The 22,081-nt window shown below is 41.8% G+C and carries 18 protein-coding genes and 1 pseudogene; 17 read left to right on the top strand and 2 right to left on the bottom strand.

Annotated elements, in window-relative coordinates; all coding sequences use genetic code 11:
- Positions 1-256 precede the first annotated feature (256 nt).
- The 10 genes and pseudogenes from JZO85_RS21715 to JZO85_RS21670 all read left to right on the top strand — a co-directional run bounded on the left by JZO85_RS21715 (position 257) and on the right by JZO85_RS21670 (position 10,579).
- Positions 257-1,273, top strand: coding sequence for a hypothetical protein (locus JZO85_RS21715; RefSeq protein WP_207110614.1), 1,017 nt, complete (start codon positions 257-259; stop codon positions 1,271-1,273).
- A gap of 312 nt (positions 1,274-1,585) precedes the next feature.
- Positions 1,586-2,440, top strand: coding sequence for an AraC family transcriptional regulator (locus JZO85_RS21710; RefSeq protein ID WP_207110613.1), 855 nt, complete (start codon positions 1,586-1,588; stop codon positions 2,438-2,440).
- A 155-nt stretch (positions 2,441-2,595) separates the two neighbouring features.
- Positions 2,596-4,029 carry a family 1 glycosylhydrolase gene (locus JZO85_RS21705; protein WP_207110612.1) on the top strand — a complete coding sequence of 478 codons (1,434 nt, stop codon included), beginning with the start codon at positions 2,596-2,598 and terminating at the stop codon, positions 4,027-4,029.
- A gap of 14 nt (positions 4,030-4,043) precedes the next feature.
- Complete coding sequence (locus JZO85_RS21700) at positions 4,044-5,471, top strand: PTS transporter subunit EIIC (RefSeq protein ID WP_207110611.1); 1,428 nt, start codon at positions 4,044-4,046, stop codon at positions 5,469-5,471.
- Positions 5,472-5,526: 55 nt separating this feature from the next.
- The gene (locus tag JZO85_RS21695; RefSeq protein ID WP_207110610.1) at positions 5,527-7,662 is read left to right on the top strand and encodes a glycoside hydrolase family 65 protein; all 2,136 of its coding nucleotides are present in this window, start codon (positions 5,527-5,529) and stop codon (positions 7,660-7,662) included.
- Entirely contained in the window at positions 7,662-8,312 is a 651-nt protein-coding gene (gene pgmB, locus JZO85_RS21690) for a beta-phosphoglucomutase (protein ID WP_207110616.1), read from the top strand. The genes JZO85_RS21695 and pgmB overlap by 1 nt, the downstream gene beginning before the upstream one ends.
- 119 nt (positions 8,313-8,431) lie before the next feature.
- The gene (locus JZO85_RS21685) at positions 8,432-8,692 is read left to right on the top strand and encodes an AbrB/MazE/SpoVT family DNA-binding domain-containing protein (protein ID WP_207110609.1); all 261 of its coding nucleotides are present in this window, start codon (positions 8,432-8,434) and stop codon (positions 8,690-8,692) included.
- Positions 8,693-9,034, top strand: coding sequence for a type II toxin-antitoxin system PemK/MazF family toxin (locus tag JZO85_RS21680; protein WP_207110608.1), 342 nt, complete (start codon positions 8,693-8,695; stop codon positions 9,032-9,034).
- Between the two features lie 119 nt (positions 9,035-9,153).
- Positions 9,154-9,283 (top strand): annotated as a pseudogene (locus JZO85_RS21675) (family 1 glycosylhydrolase); the annotation flags it as partial.
- Between the two features lie 147 nt (positions 9,284-9,430).
- The gene (locus JZO85_RS21670; protein WP_207110607.1) at positions 9,431-10,579 is read left to right on the top strand and encodes a cation:proton antiporter; all 1,149 of its coding nucleotides are present in this window, start codon (positions 9,431-9,433) and stop codon (positions 10,577-10,579) included.
- A gap of 213 nt (positions 10,580-10,792) precedes the next feature.
- On the opposite strand, the gene JZO85_RS21665 is transcribed toward JZO85_RS21670, so the two are convergent.
- The gene (locus JZO85_RS21665; RefSeq protein ID WP_207110606.1) at positions 10,793-11,947 is read right to left on the bottom strand and encodes an ROK family transcriptional regulator; all 1,155 of its coding nucleotides are present in this window, start codon (positions 11,945-11,947) and stop codon (positions 10,793-10,795) included.
- 253 nt (positions 11,948-12,200) lie between these two features.
- On the opposite strand from JZO85_RS21665, the gene xylA reads away from it, so the two are divergent.
- The 6 genes from xylA to xylB all read left to right on the top strand — a co-directional run bounded on the left by xylA (position 12,201) and on the right by xylB (position 20,513).
- On the top strand, positions 12,201-13,508 hold the full coding sequence (xylA, locus tag JZO85_RS21660; RefSeq protein WP_207110605.1) for a xylose isomerase: 1,308 nt from the start codon (positions 12,201-12,203) through the stop codon (positions 13,506-13,508).
- 123 nt (positions 13,509-13,631) lie between these two features.
- Positions 13,632-15,242 carry a glycoside hydrolase family 43 protein gene (locus tag JZO85_RS21655; protein WP_207110604.1) on the top strand — a complete coding sequence of 537 codons (1,611 nt, stop codon included), beginning with the start codon at positions 13,632-13,634 and terminating at the stop codon, positions 15,240-15,242.
- 49 nt (positions 15,243-15,291) lie between these two features.
- Positions 15,292-16,800 carry a sugar ABC transporter ATP-binding protein gene (locus tag JZO85_RS21650; RefSeq protein WP_207110603.1) on the top strand — a complete coding sequence of 503 codons (1,509 nt, stop codon included), beginning with the start codon at positions 15,292-15,294 and terminating at the stop codon, positions 16,798-16,800.
- A 65-nt stretch (positions 16,801-16,865) separates the two neighbouring features.
- On the top strand, positions 16,866-17,834 hold the full coding sequence (locus JZO85_RS21645) for an ABC transporter permease (RefSeq protein ID WP_207110602.1): 969 nt from the start codon (positions 16,866-16,868) through the stop codon (positions 17,832-17,834).
- 53 nt (positions 17,835-17,887) lie between these two features.
- Positions 17,888-18,940 carry a sugar ABC transporter substrate-binding protein gene (locus tag JZO85_RS21640; protein WP_207110601.1) on the top strand — a complete coding sequence of 351 codons (1,053 nt, stop codon included), beginning with the start codon at positions 17,888-17,890 and terminating at the stop codon, positions 18,938-18,940.
- 70 nt (positions 18,941-19,010) lie between these two features.
- Entirely contained in the window at positions 19,011-20,513 is a 1,503-nt protein-coding gene (gene xylB, locus JZO85_RS21635; RefSeq protein ID WP_207110600.1) for a xylulokinase, read from the top strand.
- A gap of 149 nt (positions 20,514-20,662) precedes the next feature.
- Here the strand turns inward: xylB and JZO85_RS21630 are convergent, their stop codons facing one another.
- Positions 20,663-21,262 (bottom strand): YczE/YyaS/YitT family protein, encoded by a 600-nt coding sequence (locus JZO85_RS21630; RefSeq protein WP_207110615.1) that lies wholly within the window; start codon positions 21,260-21,262, stop codon positions 20,663-20,665.
- A gap of 91 nt (positions 21,263-21,353) precedes the next feature.
- Between JZO85_RS21630 and JZO85_RS21625 the strand changes: the two genes are divergently transcribed.
- The gene (locus JZO85_RS21625; protein ID WP_207110599.1) at positions 21,354-22,022 is read left to right on the top strand and encodes a cyclic nucleotide-binding domain-containing protein; all 669 of its coding nucleotides are present in this window, start codon (positions 21,354-21,356) and stop codon (positions 22,020-22,022) included.
- Positions 22,023-22,081: the final 59 nt, after the last annotated feature.

The following is a 22,081-nucleotide window of genomic DNA, read 5'->3' as shown; positions in this document are numbered from 1 at the left end:
TCTTTTTTGCTCTTATTTTGTGTGCGGATTGTCTATTTTTAGACCGACTTATTTCTAGCAATAGTAATTTATGTGAAGGCTATTTTGTATTTTCTTTATTATGCTCAGTTTATTATAGTGAGAGGCTTTTTTGAGGTTATTTAGCATTCAAATTGCTTAAATTTTTTAAGAATTTTGGATGCGCAAATCGTTCCTTTTCGCGCATTATAAAGAGAAGAGGAAAACGGATACATGAATGGAAAAGGAGAGCAAAGATATGGAAACAAAGCAGCTGACAAGACGACAAATTTTTACTATGAAAAATAGAAAGAACCTTGAAAAGAAAGTACATAAATTTTGGGAAGAGACGAAAAACACAGACCTAGTAGTAGAATATATCGTGGCAATTATTTTGAGAAATGCCTTAATAGTAAGTGATTTCTCGCTGCCTTGTCCAGAGATCGTCCGTGAGCTGCTTTTTCAAGCCCAACCCAATGATACGCTGAGAAAGTTCTGCCCATTTTTCAAGGACTATGTAGAGGAGCACGAATGGCTCAGTATCATCAAGCGTTTATTCAAGAACGAGACAAAGTATTATAAAGCGACAAAGAAGATGCGTTTATATGAAGGGTATCTAAAAGATCGAGGGCATGCTGTCATTACTGATCAATATGATAGCTATACCCTCACTTCGATCTTTGAAGATGCCAATGGAAAAAAACATACATGGAATCTAAGAGATGCCGATCCAAGCAATACCCTTGAGGAAACAAAACGGATACTTAGAGTCTTGACGACTCTGACGATCTTCCATAAGGGAGACGTTCGTCAATTCGTCAAATTCATGGATTGTGATTTCAAAGGCACCACGACGATCTATAGTACGAAACAACCCAAGGAACAGTCTGCCCAAAAATTGACGACAGAAACGACGAAGGCTACCGTTGAAAACAGCATGCTGGAAGGCTTTGATCTTTCTATGTTGACTAAAGAAGAACTCATTGCGCTAATCAAAGAAATCTTTGAAGAAGCAGAAGAGCAAATGATAGAAAAAGGCGATCCTGCACTGAATGATGAGGTGTCGCAGTCGATAGAAGAAGGAACGAATGGTCAAGAAACGAGTCTAATGTCGAGGATCACGCCAGAGAATGATGCGCAATCGTTATCGAACGACGCTGAGGAATCGGTGCCGGTCTTGGCTGATTATGATGAGGAAAAACCGCCAGAAAAAATTTCGAAAAGAAGATATACTAAGAAGGAGCGAGAGCTCTTGAAGCGGTTTAAGTTGAGGTAGCATTCAAGGCGAATACGTAGTTTTTTATTTGGCATGATTTAAATGAACACCGGTTAAAAAGTGCTTCCAGAAAACTAGAAGAGACAAGCAGGCCTTTAGAAAATTTATTCGTCTTCAGGTCTATTTGTTGTTTAATCATTTGAATCGGCTTAACCTTTTTTCAGTCACTGATGATCCGTTGAAATTTTAGTCAGTATCCAATTGTTAAGATGAAGTTTTGGCAGCAGTTGATTGTTTGATTTGTTTGCAAAGAATAAAAGGACATTTACTTTCGTTGCGGTTTACGGCAAAATGAACCGTGAGGTGAACGGGATGGCGATTTATTTAGAGATGCCTGAATTAGATAAGGAGTTTCCTTTCCGAATTTTAGTGAATGACGGGGATATTTTGACCACGCCCCATTGGCATCGTGAGGTTGAGCTGATTTACGTGACAAAAGGAACGATTTCTTTAGGGATCGACGATGTGCCCTACAAATTAAGTGAGGGAGAGATTGCTTTTATTGGCGGCGGCTTGATTCATTATGTCTTGGCATCGCCTGGCAGTGAGCGGCTCGTCTATCAATTTGATTTGAACTATTTTACGGCGGGAAATAAAGAGAACCTGGATCTGCAGAAGATGTTTGCAGATTTAATACCAGTCAGCCCTCAATGGAAGCCTGAGGATGAAGCGGCTGTCAGAAGCTTGCTTGAAAATATGAATCATGAAGCACTTGATCAGCGAACGGGCTATCAGTTTTCTCTTAAAGCAGAACTGTTTGCATTGATCACGCGGCTGCTGCGGACTATTCCGAAAAAAGCAAAGCAGTCGAAAAAGCTCAATAAGCTAGCGACGCAGGATGTGCTAGAGAAGCTGGACGGCATTTTCAGCTATGTGGAGGCTCATTATCAAGAGGAAGTGACTCTACAGGATATTGCTGAGGTTTCCGGCTACAGCTCTTTTTACTTCACTAAATTTTTTAAGAAGAACACAGGGAAAACGTTTTTAACCTTTTTGAATGAATACCGCATCGATAAAGCCAAATGGCTGTTGATCAACAGTGATTTACCGGTGTCAGAGATCATCACGCAGACGGGATTTGAAAGTGATAAAACTTTCTATCGACTGTTTAAAGGCTCGATGGCCATGGCGCCACTGGAGTATCGCAATACGATGAAAATTGAATAAATGATTGAAAGGCCATTACTATCCCAGTAATGGCCTTTCGACAATATTTGAGAATAATAGAACAAAAATGGGGGAATGAAAAAAAGATTTCCTCGCTATAATAAAAGTATCAACACGAATGAAAGCGAATACGAATCGTAAGGGAGAATGAATAAATGAAGCAAGGAAAGCAATTTTTCTGGGGAGGAGCAACCTCCGCCGCACAAAGTGAGGGAAGTTATCTCGCCGATGGCCGACAGCCTTCGAATTTTGATTATCTGCCTTTAGATGATCGTCGCCTTAAGGCAGTATATAAGAATCAGACGAATTCTATCTTACATTCAACTGGGGAGGAAATTTATCCAGGCAGAAACGGCAATGATTTTTATCAGCGTTATGAATCAGATATTGCCTTGTTAAAGGAGTTAGGAGCTAACAGCTTTCGTTTCTCTATTTCCTGGCCGCGTATTTTTCCAACAGGAGAAGAGCAGGAACCGAATGAAGCAGGGCTCCAGTTTTACGAAAAGGTTTTGACAGAGCTGGAAAAACAGCAGATGGAACCAATCGTGACCTTGTCTCATTTTGAGATCCCTCTCCATTTAGTGAAAAAGTATAATGGATGGGAAAATCGTAAAGTGGTTGATCTCTTTCAGCGCTATGCGAAAACAGTGATGGAACGCTTCAGGGGACGAATCAAGTACTGGATTCCATTCAATGAAATGAACATGGTGCTGCACATTCCGTATATTGGTGGTGGAATCCTGTTTGAAGAAGGTCAAGACAATCTGTCGACTCAATATCAAGCGGGCCATCATCAATTATTAGCCAATGCCTTAGCAATCGAAACGGGAAAGCAGATCGACCCTGAAAATCAATTTGGCGCTATGCTGGCGGCGGGTAAAACCTATGCGTATACCTGTGATCCTAAAGATGTTTTTGCGGCGTTGCAGCAGGAAAAAGAAAACCTGCTTTTCTCAGATGTTCAAGTTTTTGGTGAATATCCCAAATTCTTCCCGCATTTTCTAAAGGAGAAAGGATTGAACCTAACCATTCAACCTGAGGATTCCGCAATTCTGAAAAAAAATACGGTTGATTTTGTTTCCTTTAGCTATTATTCCAGCGCCTGTACGGCCGCAGAGGAAAATGGAATCGATCGTGTAGCGACCAACGGCTACACGACCTTGCGAAATCCGTATTTACCGAAAGGAAAGAGTGTCTGGCAAGATGATCCATTAGGTTTGCGAATCACTCTAAATCAGCTGCAGGATCGTTACCACAAACCGCTATTCATCGTTGAGAACGGGATTGGAACGCAGGATGAATTCATTGATGGTGCTGTGCATGACGATTATCGCATTCATTATTTGCAGGGACACATCAAGAATATGATGCTGGCGGTGGAAGAAGACGGGATTGATCTGATGGGCTATTTAATGTGGGGAATCATCGATCTGCCAAGTGTTAGTGAAGGAAAGATTAGTAAGCGCTATGGTGTGATCTATGTCGATCAGGATGATGAAAACAATGGCTCGCATCAGCGCTATAAAAAAGACAGCTTTGCCTTTTATCAAAAAATTATTTCGTCAAATGGTGCCGTTGTATTCGAATAGGAAGGAGCAAAAAAATGAAAAAGTATCAGCAATTAGCAAAGGAAATCATTCAAGGTCTGGGGGGAACAGATAATGTGAACTCCGCAGTTCATTGCGCGACTCGGTTACGGTTTGATTTAAAAAATTCAGAAGCAGCAGATATTGATCGCTTGAAGTCAATTGAGGGTGTGGTCGGTGTAAATCCGACACCAACGCAATTGCAGGTGATCATTGGTAGTCATGTAGGAGAGGTGTTCGAAGAGGTCATTCGCCAGGGTGTGACTAATGGAGACGCAGACGTTGACAAGCAACCAGCTGCAGCCAGTGCTTCTGCCAACAAGGAAACTAGCATTTTTAATAAAGTAGTAGATACCATTACAGGGTGTATGACGCCGATGATTCCAGCCCTGACCGCTGCCGGGATGATCAAAGTGATTTTATCCTTGTCTACGACCTTCAATTGGATGTCGAATGAATCCAGCACTTATCGAGTATTAGATTTTATCGGGGATGGCGCCTTTTATTTCATGCCGATCCTGTTAGCCGTTTTTGCAGCGAATAAGTTCAAAGTCAACACATCGATCGCAATCATTGTCGTAGGTGTATTTCTGCATCCGAATTTCAGTCAATGGGTCGCTTCGGGAGATCCGATCTCTTTTCTTGGTATGCCGATCCAAGGAGTGATTTATGCGGCATCTGTTATTCCCGCGCTATTAACGATCTGGGCGATGTCCTATATTGAGAGAGGTGTCGATAAGATCACACCGCAATCGTTGAAAATTTTGTTAAATCCGACATTAACTTTATTGATCACGGCCCCATTAGCCTTGATCGTTATCGGTCCGTTAGGAAACTATGCAGGACAAGGCTTGGCTTGGGTCATCAACTTGATGCAAGGGCAGCTGGGCTTTATTATGGTTGCTTTATTGGCAGCGGGTATGCCGTTTATCGTGATGACTGGTATGCACCACGCTCTGACACCGATTTTCGTTGCTTCTTTTGCGGCAACAGGAACGGAATCCTTGATCTTAGTCGCGCAAGTCTGTGCTAATTTGGCTCAAGGTGGAGCAACCTTAGCTGTCGCCTTCAAATCAAAACAAAAGAACGTGAAATCGATCGCTGCCGCTGCTGGAATCTCTGCAATCATGGGAATTACCGAACCGGCTTTATACGGAATCACGATGAAATATAAAAAGCCGTTAGTAGCCGCTTGTATCAGTGCCGGCATCTCAGGCTGCTTCGCTGGCTTGATGCATGTGACGCTCTATGTACCGCAAAATAGTTTGATGGCGATCTTAGGTTTTTCAGGTGAAAAAGGAACGAGTAATGTTATCGCAGGGATAGCGATGATGGTTATGTCTGTCGTCTTATCTTTTGTATTGACACTTGTTTTGCAGAAGGATGAGAAACTCGAAGCTGCACCAGCCGAAAAAACCGCTGAAGGGTTAGCAGTAAATTCATAAAAAAGTAAGCGGGGTAGAAGAGCGAGCTTCTATCCTGCTTTTTGGAGGGTATTTCATGAAAATCTATTTAAATGATTACGAAACTGAAACATTGGAAAAAGCAGAGAGTCTGTTCTTTAATGGGAATGGCTTGATTGGTTTGCGGGGCAATTTGGAAGAGGGCTACTACGATCACTTTTCTACTAATCGCGAGACCTATATCAATGGTTTTTACGAAACAAAGGACATCCACTATCCTGAGAAAATGTATGGCTTTACACCAACTGGTGAAACAATGATCAGCGTGATCGATGGACAAACGACCCTAATCACGATTGGCGGCGAACAATTTTCGATTACTGAAGGTGAAATCAGCGCGAGTGAGCGCTATTTAGATATGGCGCAGGGGATCACGGTAAGAAGTCTGATCTGGACATCCCCACTGGGACGACAAACGAAGATTACGATCTCACGACTGGCTTCTTTTTGTTATAAAAATTTGTTTTCGCTGAAGATTGATTTCGAACGCTTGAATCATCAAGAGGAGATCGAATTAACGTCTCACTTGAATTTTTATCCCGTACGGACAATTGATAAAAACGATCCGCGAATGAGCCATGACCTGCAAAAAATCACTATCAAGGAAATCAATCTAGCGGAAAATCGTTGCAGCTTTGGTACGGAATATTCGCACTTAGAGGCGGAGCTGGCTTGGTCGATCGATAATCAAACTGTGTCTCAGACGATTGAAGAAGAGCGAATTGTGATTCGCACGAAATTAGAAGGAGACAGCTACCAAAAGAATCTGAGCTATGCCTTCCAGCAGCCGGAGCATACAGGTCTCAATACGCACTTTTCAAAACTGGTTCAGCTGCAGACACAATTTTTAGAGGCGTTTTGGCAAAGCGCTAAGGTCAAAATCAAAAGTACCGAGATGCTGGAGGAAAGTGTTAATTATAGTACTTTTGCGTTGCTGCAATCTCTTGGTACTAATGGCACAACCAGCATTGCGGCCAAAGGCTTGAGCGGCAGCGGTTATGAGGGTCATTATTTTTGGGATGCGGAGATGTTTGTGTTTCCGGTCTTTTTACACTTAAATCCCACTTTAGCAAAGCAGCTGTTGACCTACCGCTACACTATTTTGGATAAGGCACGAGAAAATCGTCAGCTTTTTGGGTATCAAACGGGAGCTCTCTATCCTTGGCGGACTATCTCAGGAACGGAATCCTCGCCATTTTTTGAAGGCGGTGCAGCACAGCATCATATCAATGCAGATATTGCCTACGCCTTTATTCAATATTATCGCTACACCGATGATCTAGCGTTTATGGCGGACTGCGGTTTTGAAGTGCTGTTGGAAACTGCTCGTGTCTTTACTGAAATCGGCTATATGAAAAAGGATCAGTTCCACATCGATAAAATCACCGGTCCTGATGAGTACACAGTGCTAGTCAACGACAATTATTACACCAATCAATTGGTGGCTTATCAATTCCAGTGGATCAATCGGCTGGCTCAGACATTGAAAGAGCAGCAGCCTGAGCGCTGGGGCACACTGATCGAGAAGCTTCATTTACAGGAAGCAGAATTGCAGGAGTTCGCACAGTTTTCTGAGAAAATGGCGTTACCGTTTGATGAGGAAAAAGGCATCATTGCGCAGGATCGCGATTTCTTGAAAAAAGGGCCTTGGCCATATTCAAAGAAAGAAACCAAATACCCGTTACTGCTGAACTATCACCCGCTGACGATTTACCGATATCAAATTTCTAAGCAGGCCGATGCAGTGCTGGCCTTGATGCTGTTTCCTGATACCTTCGATCAAGCAACTATTGAAAAAAGTATTGCCTATTATGATGCGGTCACGACACATGATTCGTCATTGTCATACTCGACTTTTTCAACAGTCTACAGTCGTTTAGGGCAGGTTGAAAAGGGCTATGACTACTTCTTGAAAAATGCCCGCACTGATTTGGACAATAGTCATAAAAATACCAAGGACGGCATCCATACAGCCTCAATGGGCGGCACCTTTATGACGATTATTTACGGTTTTTGCAACCTGCAGGTGATCAATGATGAGCTGGTGATCGATCCGCATTTGCCAGCAGAGATTGAGGAAATCGAGTTTTATACTTATTTCAAAAATCAAAAATATCGGATTTATGTGGATCATCAGAAGCATTTGATTGAAAAACAGCCAGAAGGGAAGTAATTATGAAGGGATTCATTTTTGATTTAGATGGTGTTCTCGCTGATACGGCGAAATACCATTACATTGCTTGGAAACAGTTAGCCGCAGAAATCGACATTACGATTGATGAAGCATTCAATGAGCAGCTGAAAGGGATCAGTCGGCAAGAATCATTGGAGCGAATTTTAGCTTATGGAGATAAAAGCAGCGAGTTTTCTGCGAGTGAACGGTTTGAAATGGCAGAAAGAAAGAATCAGCATTATGTCGAATTATTGGAAGAGCTAACTCCTGAAGACGCCTTGCCAGGAGTCAGAGACTTCTTAAAAGCAGCGCGTAAGCACAACATTCCCTGTGGGATCGCTTCGGCATCAAAGAACGCACCGTTCATCTTGGATAAATTAGCAATCAGTGATTATTTCGTTGGGATTGTCGATCCAGCAGCGTTGACAAAAGGTAAGCCCGATCCGGAAATCTTTATCAAAGCCGCACAATTACTAGCTATTGATCCAAAAGAAGCAATCGGTTTTGAAGATGCCCAAGCGGGGATCGATGGAATCAAAGCCTGCGGCATGTATGCGATCGGAATAGGAGAAGTTGAACAATTGAGAGGAGCGGATCGTTCCGTCGCTGATCTATCAGAGCTGTCGATTGAAGAATTGCTTCGTTTATAGAAGAGGAGACTGTCGATGACAGTCTCTTTTAACTAGGTAGTAATCTCTTTACAAAACGTATATACAAGTATATACTTTTGAGTAGATACTTGTATATACACTTTGAGGGGGGAAGCAATATGATTATCAAGGATGTTGAGTTGAAAACATGGGGAAATTCAAAAGCTTTGCGTATTGGTAAAGATGAAATGGCCGCTCTTGGTTTATCAGAAAAACAGTTGGGATTAAGGATGGTTGTTGAAAATGGTAAGATTATCTTGACACCTAAAAAGAGTTACCCTGAAACAATTGAGGAGCTTTTTGCCGATTACGATGGAACGGTATTGAGTGAACAGGATCGCTATGAATGGGATGAGCCAGTTGGAAGGGAGCTGCTTTAGTTGGTAAATAATAAACAATATTTTGAATTACAACAGGGAGACATCCTATTTCTAGATTTTGATCCGACATTAGGTCACGAGCAGCGAGGCTATAGACCATGCATTGTTTTAACGAAATCTCTCAAGTATTTAAATTACATGTTTGGTGTTGCCCCGATTACAAGCAACTCAAGGGAGTTCCCATTACATCTCCCGCTACCAGAAGGAATGAACATTCAGGGAAAGGTGCTTCTTGAGCATCATCGTATGGTGGATTTAGAGACACGAAAATTTAACTATGTTGAATCGGCCGGATCGGAATTCACTGAAGAATGTGTAGCAAAATTAAAATTATTGTATTAAGTCGGATAAGTTTTACTTAAGCGAAACAAACTCAATGAAAGTGCAGACAGTGCTTCATATCAGGTGAACCAGAGCAAAAGGAAAGACAGCTATCAACACAATCGGATGACGGAGTAAGAACTGAACGCTACGGTATGATCTACGTGGACCGCAATAGTGATGGCTCGGGTACGCTGGAGCGCTATAAAAAAAAGCTTCGATTGGTATAAAGAAATCATCGCCTCCAATGGAGGGTCATTAGTTAAATAATCCAGTAAAGGAATCCCGGAATTCATAATCTATGAGTCCGCGGATTCTTTTTCTTTTCTTCTCATTTTTCCGATAGACTTCCTTAGTGGAAACGAATACAATTGCATTAACGCTAGCTTTTTAGTTTGCGATCGTGGAGGGAATGAGATGGAATTTATTGGTGTTTTGTGTCTGATTTTAGTGAGTGTTACCGTAGCAAGTCATTTCTCGCGAAGAATGGGCATACCGGCGGTGATTGGCCAGCTGCTCGTGGGAATATTGCTGGGAAATGGCGGATTGAAAATCGTCCATCCGGATATTCTGGTTAAGGATTTTTCTGAGATCGGGGTCATTTTACTAATGTTTCTGGCGGGTATCGAAAGCAATCTGCCGCTGCTGCGCAAATATTTTCGACCGGGTGTGTATGTGGCCTTGCTGGGCATCCTATTCCCGCTATTGCTAGGAGCCGGAAGCGGCAATCTCTTCGGAATCCCTTTTAATCAGTCCTTTTTCTTTGGTCTGATTTTAGCAGCAACCTCAGTCAGTATCTCAGTGGAGGTGCTGAAGGAGCTGAAAGTAGTCAACACGAAGGAGGGCTCGACCATTCTCGGAGCGGCGGTTGTGGATGATATTTTGGTGGTCCTGATCGTCAGTTTATGTATGCCGTTATTGGGTGTGGAGAATGGAAATGAACCGTCGCTGGCCTTTATGCTGATTGCGCAAGTCTTGTTTTTTGTTGCGGTTTTCTTCTTGATTCGCTGGGGTGCGCCTTATTTGATGAATTTGAGCAAAAAAATCTTTGCCCAGTCTTCTGTCATCATTGTATCGTTGACGTTGTGTCTGAGTATGTCCTATCTAGCTGATTTGATTGGACTTAGCTCAGTGATCGGCGCTTTTTCTACAGGGATTGCGATTGGTCAGACGAATGTTTGGAAGGATGTCCGGTACAATATTGAGGCGATCGGCTATGCCGTGTTTATTCCCGTCTTTTTTATCAGCATTGGGCTGGAAGTAACCTTTGATGGTTTGACTAAGCAGCTGCTGTTTATCACTGTTTTTACCATAATCGCGATTTTTTCAAAGCTGCTAGGCGGCTTTATGGGGGGGAGACTGGCTGGCTTTGGAAACCAAAGCAGCCTGATGGTGGGCTCAGGAATGGTGTCTCGCGGAGAGATGGCGTTGATTATTGTCCAACTTGGCTTTCAGGCACACTTGGTAGTTGGAAAGCATTATTCCTCTATTATTTTAGTTATCCTGTTCACGACCTTGTCGTCACCATTTTTACTGAAATATTTTACGAAACGACTTTATTCCTAGAAGGGCTTCTGCCGCACATAAAAGTGGGCAGGGAAAATTCCGATAAAGGGACTCAGGGTCGGAGGTTGATCCAGTGGATTCACTGCAATGAGTAATAAAAATTGAAAAGTATCCAGATATTAGAAAACTGCCTCAGGGGTTCATTCCTGAGGCAGTTTTTTCAATAAACAGTGTTCTCGAAAAAAATTAGCCGCTTGCTGCAGGATCAATGATTTAATCTGACAGCTTCACTTGGTTGATATTTAAAAAGCGCTGCAGATTTAACACCAGGCCACCTAAAAGTGTCGCTTTTTCGTTGAGTGCAGTATTTCTAACAATAACTTCATTTGAAAAGCGATTAGACAGAAGCTGCTTCAGCTGTTGGATGATTTCTGGGATTTCCCGATAAAGAGAGCTGTTCAGCACAATGACTTCAGGGTCATAATGAGCGATTAGGTTGTTGATGCCGACGCTTAAATAATGGACATTTTCTTGAATAATTTGTTGCGCATCTTGATCGTGATTTTGGTAGTATTCTCTCAAAATGACAGCATTCACGTAATCCATTGATTTGATTTTTGAAAATTTTTCAAAACAGACTTTGTTTGCTGCGTACATCTCTAAACACCCATGATTTCCGCAGGGACATTGTTTCCCATCCATGACAACGATTTGATGGCCGATCTCGCCAGCAAAGCCATGCGAACCAACTTGCAGCTTGCCGTTTATAACAATCCCAGCCCCGATCCCGCTATGCATGTTTATACTAATTAAGCTGGAGGAATCCGAGGTGAAGGTGTATTCTCCTAGCGCGGATAAGTTTGCTTCATTTTCAAGGTAAACTGGATAATCGCTAATTTCTTCGATGATTTCTCGAAAGGCAATTTGGTCTACGTTGTGGTGAGGGGTGAAGATAATCTCACCGTTAAAGACAGGCCCGTGGACAGCAGCTACGACACCGATGACTCCATAGGTTGTGCGCGGTAATTTTTTTTCAAATGAAGCAAAGATCTCAGAAAAATAGGTTTTAATCGTCTTTTCGTCTAACACGATCGGCTTCTTTTGAATGAAGTGAATTTCTTCACCATCGAGATAACTTAGCAACGCATTGATGTAATTATAGCCGACATCAATGGAGATCGACAGACCAGCCTTCCCGTTATACTTTAAAATGATTGGTTTACGACCGCCAGTGTTCCCAGAGGTGCCGATCCCTGTTTCCAATACTAAATGATCTTCAATCAATTTTTTTACGATAACAGAGATGGTTGCTTTCGTGAGACCTGTCAAATTAGCAAGATCCGCACGAGAGAGGTTTTGATTATTCATAATAAGCTCGAGGCACAACGATTCATTTGTTGTACGTCGTGCATAACTTAGATTTTTCATAGAAAAACACGTCCCATTAATTTAATAAATTTACTATAGTATAGCGGTAAATTAAATTTTTTGCTAGTTTTTTATTTAATTTGTTTAATAAACATACTAATATGAAATGAAACTCACATACTAAAAAGACATTGAATAAATTTGAAAAAAGGACTTGACTATTTTAATGGAAGCGGATACTATATAGACATCAAGTTAGTTAGTATAGAAAACGAACTAACTCGAATAAGATGGATTTTAGGAGGAAACAAGCATGAGTTATTTTCCAAATGTAGAAAAAATTAAGTACGAAGGAACGAAAACAAAGAATCCCTTTGCTTTTCGTCATTACAACCCAGAAGAAGTAGTTGCCGGAAAAACGATGAAGGAACATTTACGATTCGCGGTTGCTTACTGGCATACAATGACACAAGACGGCAGTGATCCATTCGGTTTACCTACGAATCAGCGCACTTGGTTTGGGGCTACAGAGATGGATACCGCTCGTAATCGAGTAGAGGCCTTTTTTGAAATTTTAGAAAAACTAGGTGCTGAATACTTTTGTTTCCATGATGTGGATATTGCTCCAGAAGGAAACAGCTTGGCGGAGTTTTATAAGAACTTAGATGAGATCACGGATTTAATCAAAGAAAAGATGGATCAAACAGGAATCAAGTTATTATGGAATACAGCAAATATGTTCAGCCATCCAAGATATGTAAACGGTGCCGCTTCTAGTAATAATGCAGACGTCTTTGCTTACGCTGCTGCACAAGTGAAAAAAGGCTTGGATATTTCGAAAAAATTAGGCGGTGAAAACTATGTATTTTGGGGTGGACGTGAAGGCTACGAAACCTTATTAAATACAGATATGGCCTTTGAACAAGACAACATCGCACGGTTGTTTAAAATGGCGATCTCATATGGTGAAAAAATCAATCATAAACCACAATTCTTGATCGAACCAAAACCAAAAGAGCCAAGCAAACACCAATACGATTTTGATGCGGCAACAGCCTTACAATTTATTCAAAAATATGGTTTAGAAGGCGAATTTAAACTGAATTTGGAAGCCAATCACGCGACACTTGCAGGCCATACGTTCGAACATGAAATTGAAGTTGCTCGAGCAAACCAAGCGTTGGGTTCATTGGATGCTAACCAAGGAGATATTTTACTTGGCTGGGATACAGATGAGTTTCCAACCAACGTTTATGATGTCACCTTAGCGATGTACGGAGTATTGGAAAATGGCGGAATCGCACCGGGCGGAATCAACTTTGACTCAAAAGTCCGTCGCTCCAGCTTTGAAATGGATGATCTTTTCTTAGCTCATATTGCAGGAATGGATACCTTCGCCAGAGGCTTGAAGGCTGCTGCGAAGCTGAAAGAGGACCGTTTCTTTGATGACTTGAAGGACGAACGTTACGCGAGCTTCAAAGAAGGAATTGGCGCTTCAATCGTTTCTGATAAAGAAGATTTGGAAAGCTTGACCGATTATGCACTGAAGCTGAAGGACATTCAACTGGAATCAAGCCATATTGAATACGTGAAATCTTGTTTAAATGATTATTTAGTGTAAATGTTGCGTGCTCTCTATAAAAGAATCCTGCTAAAGCTCTTACGCTAGTCTTTGTAAGAAACTTGGTACGCTTCAATTATAGAGAGTATCCCTTAAATAAGAAAAAAAGGAATGGAGCTAACGATGAAAATACAGAATCCGGTTTTAAAGGGCTTTAATGCTGATCCCTCAATAGTTCGTGTAGGAGACACTTATTATATTGCCAATTCTACGTTTGAATGGTTTCCTGGAGTTCAAATCCATGAGTCGAAGGATTTGGTTCATTGGCAATTAGTCACACGTCCACTAGCAAATGTTGCACTACTTGATATGAAAGGTAACGCTGACTCTGGAGGAATCTGGGCTCCTGATTTATCTTATGCCGATGGGAAATTTTGGCTTGTCTATACTGATGTAAAGGTAGTTGATGGCGCGTTTAAGGATTGTACCAATTATTTGACTACTGCTGAGACGATCGAAGGACCATGGAGTGATCCGATTCATTTAAATGGTGTGGGATTTGATGCCTCACTTTTTCATGATGATGACGGGAAAAAATATCTAGTGCAAATGGAATGGGATCATCGCGAATATCATCATGCTTTTAATGGAATAAAATGCACAGAGTATTCGGTGGAGGAGCAGCGATTATTACCTGAAACTGCGACAATTATTTGGCGGGGAACGGACGTGAAATTAGTTGAAGGCCCGCACCTTTATAAATTATTTGGCTATTATTATCTATTTTGCGCAGAAGGCGGCACGTCCTATGCTCACCAAGAAGTTGTTGCACGATCAAAAACACTTCGTGGCACCTATGAAAGTCAGCCAGAAACCTTTTTAACAGCATTCGATGCACCTGATAATCCGTTGCAAAAATGTGGGCACGGTTCGTTGGTTGATACGCCAAATGGCGAATGGTATTTTGCTCATTTGACTGGACGACCGTGGCATCATGCCTATGAATCTGCTCATGATCCTCGCGGGTGGTGCACGTTAGGCAGAGAAACCGCTATTCAAAAGGTGGCCTGGACGGAGGAAGGATGGCCTGAGATTGTTGGCGGAAAACAAGGCAGTATGGTAGTCGATGCGCCTAAAGGATCAGAGCCGTTTGAATACGAATCGAATACGGTTAACGATGATCCGTTCGAGCAAAACGAGTTGAACATTCATTTCCAAACACTAAGAGTTCCCTTCAGCGACTGTATCGGAACGATTAAAGACGGTCAGCTATGGCTGAACGGCTTGGGCAGCCTGGCGAATGTACATGAAAATTCATTGGTAGCGCGACGGTGGCAGGCCTTTGATTTTGTAGCGGAAACGAAAGTTCGTTATAGACCAACGACCTTCCAGCAACTGGCTGGTCTTACCAATTACTATAATTCAACCCATTGGTCTATGATCCAGCTAACGTGGAATGAAGTAAACGGCCGTGTCATTGAAGTAACAGAAAACAATCAAGGGAGATTCAAGAGCTATTTGAAGGAAGCGGCGATTGCTGTTCCCGAAGATATCGAGTATGTATATTTTAAAACGATCGTGTCTACTTCGACCTACTCCTATGCCTACTCTTTTGATGGAGAAAACTGGACAGCTATTCCAGTTCAATTAGATGCAAAAGTATTGTCGGATGATTATGTCAATTCAAGCTACGGCGGATTTTTTACAGGAGCATTCGTGGGCATGGTGAATGTCGATTACTCCGGCTACAACCTTCCAGCGGTCTTTGATTATTTCCGGTATCAGGAAGTGTAGTTCCTTCGCTGCTAATTGATTAATTTTTCAGAAATAGAAGGAGGTTGTCATGGAGAACGAGCTTTTATTTTCAATGACGGATATTGAAAAAAGTTTTGGTCCCGTTCAAGTGCTGAAAAAAGCAAACCTTGAGGTTCGAAAAGGGGAAATTCACGCTTTTATGGGCGAGAATGGTGCCGGAAAATCTACTTTAATGAACATTTTAGCTGGCTTGATTGAGAAAGATGCTGGGAAAATTATTTTTGAAGGAAAAGAAATTCCGAAAATGACGACAGACTTAGCAACAGAGCTAGGCATTGGTTTTGTTCATCAAGAATTAAATCTAGCAGAGGATTTATCTGTGGCTGAAAATGTTTATATTGGTCGGCTGCCTTATAAAAATAAGACACTTGGGATCGTTGATTTTAAGAAATTGCATGAGGATACATTGTACTGGCTCAATCTTGTTGGAGCCAATGTGAGTCCAGATGCTCATGTAGGTTCCCTTTCTACTGCTAACAAGCAGCTGATTGAGATTGCCAAAGCCCTCAGTTTAAATGCCAAGGTAATCATTTTCGATGAACCGACCACTTCTTTATCGGATAAGGATGTGGAAATACTGTTCATTATCATTCGTCGATTAAAGGAAAAAGGGTTTTCTAGTATTTACATCTCACATCGCATGAAAGAAATCTTTGAATTAGGCGAACGCATCACCATCATGCGAGATGGCAAATACATTGCGACGGATGACGTGAAAAACTTGTCAGAGGATCAGATCATTTCAATGCTTGTAGGGCGTGAAATCAACGATTTATATCCTAAGCAAACAACAGAGATTGGCGAAACTTATTTAGAAGTCGATCATCTTTCCGATCGCTTTGGTCATGTAAAAGACGTCAGCTTTAAAGCTAGACGAGGCGAAGTTTTAGGCTTTGCAGGTCTAGTTGGCAGCGGAAGAACCGAGACGATGCGATTGATTTTCGGCGCAGATCGTGCCAAGACTGGAGAGATTAAGCTTGATGGTAAATCAGTAACCATAAAATCGCCTGTTGACGCGATCCGCAACGGAGTCGGACTTTTGACAGAAGATCGAAAGCATCAAGGATTAATGCTGGGACTGTCGATTAAAGACAACATCACGATTACTCACTTGAATCGGTTCGCATTAAATCATGCGGATTTGAAGGCGACTGCGAATCGTTTCGTGAAGGATGTAAACATAAAAGTCAGTAACATTGAAAACCCTGTTTCAAGCCTCTCAGGCGGGAATCAGCAAAAAGTAGTCTTAGCCAAATGGCTGAATGCGGATAATCAGGTATACATTTTTGATGAGCCGACAAAAGGGATCGATGTTGGGGCGAAATCAGAGATCTATTCGATTATCAATCAGTTAGCCCTGCAGGGAAAGACAGTTCTGATTGTTTCTTCTGAAATCCCAGAACTACTTGGGATTTGTGATCGGATTCAGGTCTTTCGAGAGGGAGAAATTACCGGAGAAATAAATGTTTCTGATTATACAGATATGAAAGATGAAGCGCAGGAAGTCATTATGAAGTACGCAACACTGGGCCAATAATTCAAAAAAAATTTGTTTAAGGTCACATTTTGTTTGTACAACTACGGAATGAAGGAGATAAAAAAATGGAAAAAGAAAAAAAGAATCTGGATATCAAATCTCTTTTTATGAATTATTCGGTCTACCTAGTGTTAATCATTTTAGTACTTTACTTTACGATTACAAATGGAGATTTTCTAAGTTCCTACAATATCGAAAACTTTTTGCAGCAAATTCCACCAGTAGGAATTTTGACCGTTGCTTACTCGATGATTTTAATCTGTGGAAATGTGGATTTGTCGATCGGTTATGTAGGTATGGCAGCAGGGATGGTGGGGCTTTATGCTTCGAATAGCGGCTTGCCGGCACCAATTGTAATCGCTATCTCATTAGTAGTCGGAGCTGCTTTAGGAACGATGAATGCCCTTTTGATCAAAAAATTCGATTTGCCCTCTTTTATTTTGACTCTTGGTACGAGCTACGTCATTAAAGGGATGCTTGGCTTCTTTACGGATGAGCAGTTTATCGGTTCTGAGAAAGAATGGTTCAACAAGCTGGCGAAAACACCGATTGGAACAGACATGGTCAAAAGTAATGCATTGATCTTCATCATTGTGATTATCATTTTTGTTTTTGTAATGAAGAATACACGACTAGGCAGATATACGTACGCGGTAGGTTCAAACCCGGAAGCCGCACGGTTATCAGGCATCAATATCGATTTGCACATTGTCAAAATCTTCATGATTGAAGGCATGCTTGCGGCAATTGCGGGCTTGCTGATTGTTTCTAACCTGAATGGCGGCGCTTCGAAAGACGCGAACGGCTTAGATTTGTTTGCGATGGCGGCGGCGATCATGGGAGGAACGTCCTTTAGCGGCGGTATCGGTACGATAGGCGGCGCGGTCGCAGGGATCTTAACCTTGCAGGTCTTTAAAAACGGTTTGACACTCATGGGCGTCAATTCATTCTTGCAAGACACGGTTACCGGTTTGGTCATCATTTTCGCGATTATCGTTGATTACTTTAAACGTAGAGCAAGTCGACAATCGTAGAAACAAAAATAATTTTTATAAAAAATGTGAAGCAGGGAAAGGAATGTGCAAAAATGTTTAAAAAAGGAAGAATCGTACTGATTGGCATGTTGGTCGCGGCATTATTTTTAACTACGGGATGTGGTAAGGGGAGCTCCGCAGATGGAGACGCTAAAAAGACGCTATATTTTGTTCCGATCGTTGATACAGGCGCTTACTGGAACCCAATGAAAAAAGGGGCTGAAGATGCAGCGAAAGAGTTGGGGTATACATTGGTTACGAAAACCTCGCCATCTGCTGAACCTAGTAAAAAAGAAAAACACATGGGCTTCATTAAAGAAGCAACACAGAAGAATGTCGCAGGGATTGCGGTTGCACCAATCGAAAAGAAATCCTTTGTGGATCCGATAAAGGCAGCAGGGGACAAAGACATTCCAGTTATCACGTTTGATGCGGATTTAGAAAATCCTGATGATCGCACGGCTTACGTAGGAACGAATAACGTATCTGCTGGTGAAGAGTTAGGAAAACATGCAGCAGAAGAAATGAAGGAAAAAGGCATCACCAGCGGTTCTATCGCGATTGTGTGTGTGGATGTGGCGCAACCGACCATGATTGACCGCGAAAAGGGAATAAAAAAAGGCTTCAAAGAAGTTTATGGTGAAGAGGCTAAAAACTTCAAATTTTTATCGACGATTCAAGACAATGACCAACCTTCTGAATCAAAGAAACAGCTAGAGGGCTATATCTCTGCCAACAAAGATTTAGTAACGGTATTCTCATTAGGCTCTGAAGGCCCCGATGTTGGTGTCATGAGTGCCCTTGAGTCGCAAGGAAAAGCTGGAAAGATCCTTCACTATGGATTTGATTACACGAAAACTTGGGAAAAAGGAATTGACGACGGTCGAATCACAGCAATCGTTGACCAGGATGCTTATCAAATTGGATACCAAGTAATTGAAAATCTTGTCAAAGCCATTGATGGAGAAAAAATCGATTCTACGATTCCAATCGACGTAAAATATGTTAAGGCTGCAGATTTGAAGAGCTATGGTGAAGAAAAGAATAAAGTGAAAACAGATTCTGTTGATGATTCAGCTGAAGAAAGCACAGACAGCACAAAATAAAGGAACGATCATAGTAATGGGAGATAAAAAAGCTTATCTCCCATTACTTCTTTATCAGAGAGGTGAGAAGATGACTTACGTATTAGGCTTGGATTTAGGAACAAGCGCGCTTAAAGGACTGGTAGTTGATAAAAACGGACAAGTGGTGGCAGAAGCTTCCCATTCTTATCCTATGGATACCCCTGAGATTGGCTACAGTGAACAAAATCCGCTTTCCTGGATTGAGGCGGCGGATCAGGTGATAGAGGATCTAGTCTCAAAACTTCCAGAGTTAACAGATTCATTAGAAGGAATCAGCTTTTCAGGGCAAATGCATAGTTTGGTCCTTTTAGATGAGAAGCATGAGCCCTTACGTCCAGCAATTTTATGGAATGATGTTCGGACAACGAAGCAATGCAAAAAAATCAATGAGACGATGGGCGATACCATTCTTAAGCGCGAGAAAAATATCGCTTTAGAAGGCTTTACCTTGCCTAAAATTTTATGGGTTCAAGAAAATGAACCTGAAATTTGGAAAGAGGTAAAGCAGATCCAGCTGCCGAAAGATTATTTGCGCTTTTGGTTCACAGATAATTTTGCGATGGATTATTCGGATGCGGCCGGTACCTTAATGTTAAATCAGGACAACAAAACATGGGATACAGAGTTGTTAGAGGCGTGGGCTGTTCCAGCGTCCATTTTGCCTCCGCTGGTAGAATCCTCCACTGTTGTGGGTGTGATGAAGCCAGAATTAAAAGAGCGTTTTGGTTTTTCACGCGACATCAAAATTATTGCTGGTGGGGCGGACAATGCTTGTGCTGCGCTAGGCTCTGGTGTGGTCAAAGCCGGAACAGGACTGTGTTCCATTGGGACAAGCGGTGTCTTTCTTAAGTATGAGGACAAGGTTGATAGAGATTATCAAGGCAAGCTGCATGTTTTTTATCATGGGATGGAAAATACGGCCTATTCAATGGGGGTTACTTTGTCAGCGGGAAATAGTTTGAATTGGTTCAAAAATACCTTTGCAAAAAATCAGCCCTTTGAAGAGCTGCTGTCGGAAATAGACACAGTGCCGATTGGCTGTGATGGCCTGCTGTTTTCTCCTTATATCGTGGGAGAACGTACGCCATATACCGATAGTCAAATTAGAGGAAGCTTTATTGGGATCGACACCCATCATCAATTAAAGGATTTTACTCGCAGCGTGTTAGAGGGAATTACTTTTTCATTAAAGGATTCCCAGCGAATAATTGAAGCAGTAGCTGATGAAAAAATAGAGAAGCTTGTATCCGTAGGCGGGGGAGCGAAAAACAAGAGCTGGCTGCAAATGCAGGCGAATATTTTCGATACGCCAATCGTTACATTAAAAACCGAACAGGGACCTGGACTAGGAGCAGCGATGCTTGCCGCTGTAGGCTGTCAATGGTTTTCCGATTTACGGGAATGTGCGGATCAATTTGTTGCTTACAAAGAGGCGGTTCAGCCTCAACCTCAGCAAGTCGAAAGGTATAAAAAAGTCTATGCCCGTTACCGCAAAATCTACAGTGCGACCAAAGAGCTGTGCCATCAGTATTTTTCTCAGATAGAAAATTGATCACGAGCATTGTTCTGGATTTTTTTTGATAGTAAACGAAGCTGCTCGGCAGCAGCATTATCACAATTTTTAAGCTGCGTTGAAGCAAACGTAAAAAGGTCTGAGAGAGTGAAGCTGTTCATTCTCTCAGACCTTTTCCGCTTTTTTCGCTACTCTTTGGCCAAAGCGATCACTGGGGACAGTAGGAGAAAGCTGATTACTGTACCTTCTCGCACCATCAAGGTCAAATGAAAGGCAAAAGTCAGCAGCAAAGCGGCCATGATACAGAGTAAATCAATGCTGTAGCGATAGAATTTGAAGCTTCGTGTGGTTCGTTCAGATAAAAACAGACAAAAGGTCTCGATGGGAAATTTGAGCACCTGATATTTCAAAACTCGTCCCGTCCCGATACCGGCAATGATCGTTCCTAGAATAAAGAGCAGACATTTTAAAAGATAGGAATGCAGGGTAAAGAGGGGAAAAATGAAATACGTAAAAAGATTGATTGTCGAGCCAAAAAACAGCAGAGCAATCCCCATCGTCAGGTAATTTTTTAGTTTACGCTGCGGGTCCAGCAGCAGGCAGCTGATCAAAAATAGGAAGTTCAAGGCCGCGGTGATGGTGCCAATTTTGATGTGACTGAACTCAGCCAGCGTAGCATTGAGGGAGTTGAAGCTGCTGACACCAATGCTGGCCTTCAGCGTTAAGCTGATCCCAAAAGCACTGATCAGGTAGTATAAAAAAGAAAGGGTGATATTTTTTCGATTCATCATGATTGTTCCTCCGATAACTAATTGATAGGATAAGTATGACGGAAGTAAAAATTTACCACTAGGAGATATAGCCTAATAGGAGAAAAAAATGAAGAAAGAAAACTATCACGAATCAAACGAGTATTTACTCAATCAGCTAGACCTGCCATTCTTAACGGAACCAATCTTAAAGCAAAGCTTTGTGATCCGCTATGACAGCAACGAGAAAATTGTGAATCAAGGGACGAAACTGAAGAACCTCTATGTATTGCTAGAGGGAAAAGCCCGGATCATTCAACAAGAGCCGAATGGGAAAAATCTGATCCTGCAGTTTCTCGAAACCGGCGATTTTATTGGAGAGCTGACCTTGGTCAAGGCGGAGGCCGCACCGAAAGATGTAGTCGCGATCGATTCAGTTTGCTGCTTAGCAATTCCGTTAAGCGTTGTAGACGATTCGTTAATGAAAGGTCCTGATTTTCCGATTTTTATCGCGCAATATATTGGAAGAAAGCTGCTGCTGCGGATGGAGCATTTTTCCAACGCTCAAACCTTTGAATTAAAGTATCGTCTAGCGGCATTATTGTTAGAGGTTGCCGTAAATGATCAATACAATGAAAATAATACGCAAATTGCTGATTATTTAGGAGTCAGCTATCGGCATTTGACTTATACCTTCAAATACTTGCGGGATAATGGTTATATTAAAAAAAATAAAGCGGGCTATTTGATCGATCCGCAGAAGCTGCGCGAGCTGGTCCAGGCAGGAAACAATCGTTAACAACGAAAATATCAGCACAAAAAAAGCCTAAAAATTAAGAAATTTTTAGGCTTTTTTTG

This window comes from Candidatus Enterococcus murrayae (assembly GCF_017315985.1).
GTDB lineage: Bacteria > Bacillota > Bacilli > Lactobacillales > Enterococcaceae > Enterococcus_A > Enterococcus_A murrayae.
The sequence above is the reverse complement of the archived record's forward strand: the minus strand, read 5'-3'. Positions and strand labels throughout refer to the sequence as shown.

Bases quoted from the DNA above. Each gene is read 5' to 3' on its own strand.
- JZO85_RS21715 (WP_207110614.1), top strand. From the start codon at position 257: ATGGAAACAAAGCAGCTGACAAGACGACAAATTTTTACTATGAAAAAT.
- JZO85_RS21640 (WP_207110601.1), top strand. From the start codon at position 17,888: ATGTTTAAAAAAGGAAGAATCGTACTGATTGGCATGTTGGTCGCGGCA.
- JZO85_RS21710 (WP_207110613.1), top strand. From the start codon at position 1,586: ATGGCGATTTATTTAGAGATGCCTGAATTAGATAAGGAGTTTCCTTTC.
- JZO85_RS21625 (WP_207110599.1), top strand. From the start codon at position 21,354: ATGAAGAAAGAAAACTATCACGAATCAAACGAGTATTTACTCAATCAG.
- JZO85_RS21705 (WP_207110612.1), top strand. From the start codon at position 2,596: ATGAAGCAAGGAAAGCAATTTTTCTGGGGAGGAGCAACCTCCGCCGCA.
- JZO85_RS21700 (WP_207110611.1), top strand. From the start codon at position 4,044: ATGAAAAAGTATCAGCAATTAGCAAAGGAAATCATTCAAGGTCTGGGG.
- xylB (WP_207110600.1), top strand. From the start codon at position 19,011: ATGACTTACGTATTAGGCTTGGATTTAGGAACAAGCGCGCTTAAAGGA.
- JZO85_RS21685 (WP_207110609.1), top strand. From the start codon at position 8,432: ATGATTATCAAGGATGTTGAGTTGAAAACATGGGGAAATTCAAAAGCT.
- JZO85_RS21650 (WP_207110603.1), top strand. From the start codon at position 15,292: ATGGAGAACGAGCTTTTATTTTCAATGACGGATATTGAAAAAAGTTTT.
- xylA (WP_207110605.1), top strand. From the start codon at position 12,201: ATGAGTTATTTTCCAAATGTAGAAAAAATTAAGTACGAAGGAACGAAA.
- JZO85_RS21645 (WP_207110602.1), top strand. From the start codon at position 16,866: ATGGAAAAAGAAAAAAAGAATCTGGATATCAAATCTCTTTTTATGAAT.
- JZO85_RS21670 (WP_207110607.1), top strand. From the start codon at position 9,431: ATGGAATTTATTGGTGTTTTGTGTCTGATTTTAGTGAGTGTTACCGTA.
- JZO85_RS21665 (WP_207110606.1), bottom strand. From the start codon at position 11,947: ATGAAAAATCTAAGTTATGCACGACGTACAACAAATGAATCGTTGTGC.
- JZO85_RS21695 (WP_207110610.1), top strand. From the start codon at position 5,527: ATGAAAATCTATTTAAATGATTACGAAACTGAAACATTGGAAAAAGCA.
- JZO85_RS21630 (WP_207110615.1), bottom strand. From the start codon at position 21,262: ATGAATCGAAAAAATATCACCCTTTCTTTTTTATACTACCTGATCAGT.
- JZO85_RS21655 (WP_207110604.1), top strand. From the start codon at position 13,632: ATGAAAATACAGAATCCGGTTTTAAAGGGCTTTAATGCTGATCCCTCA.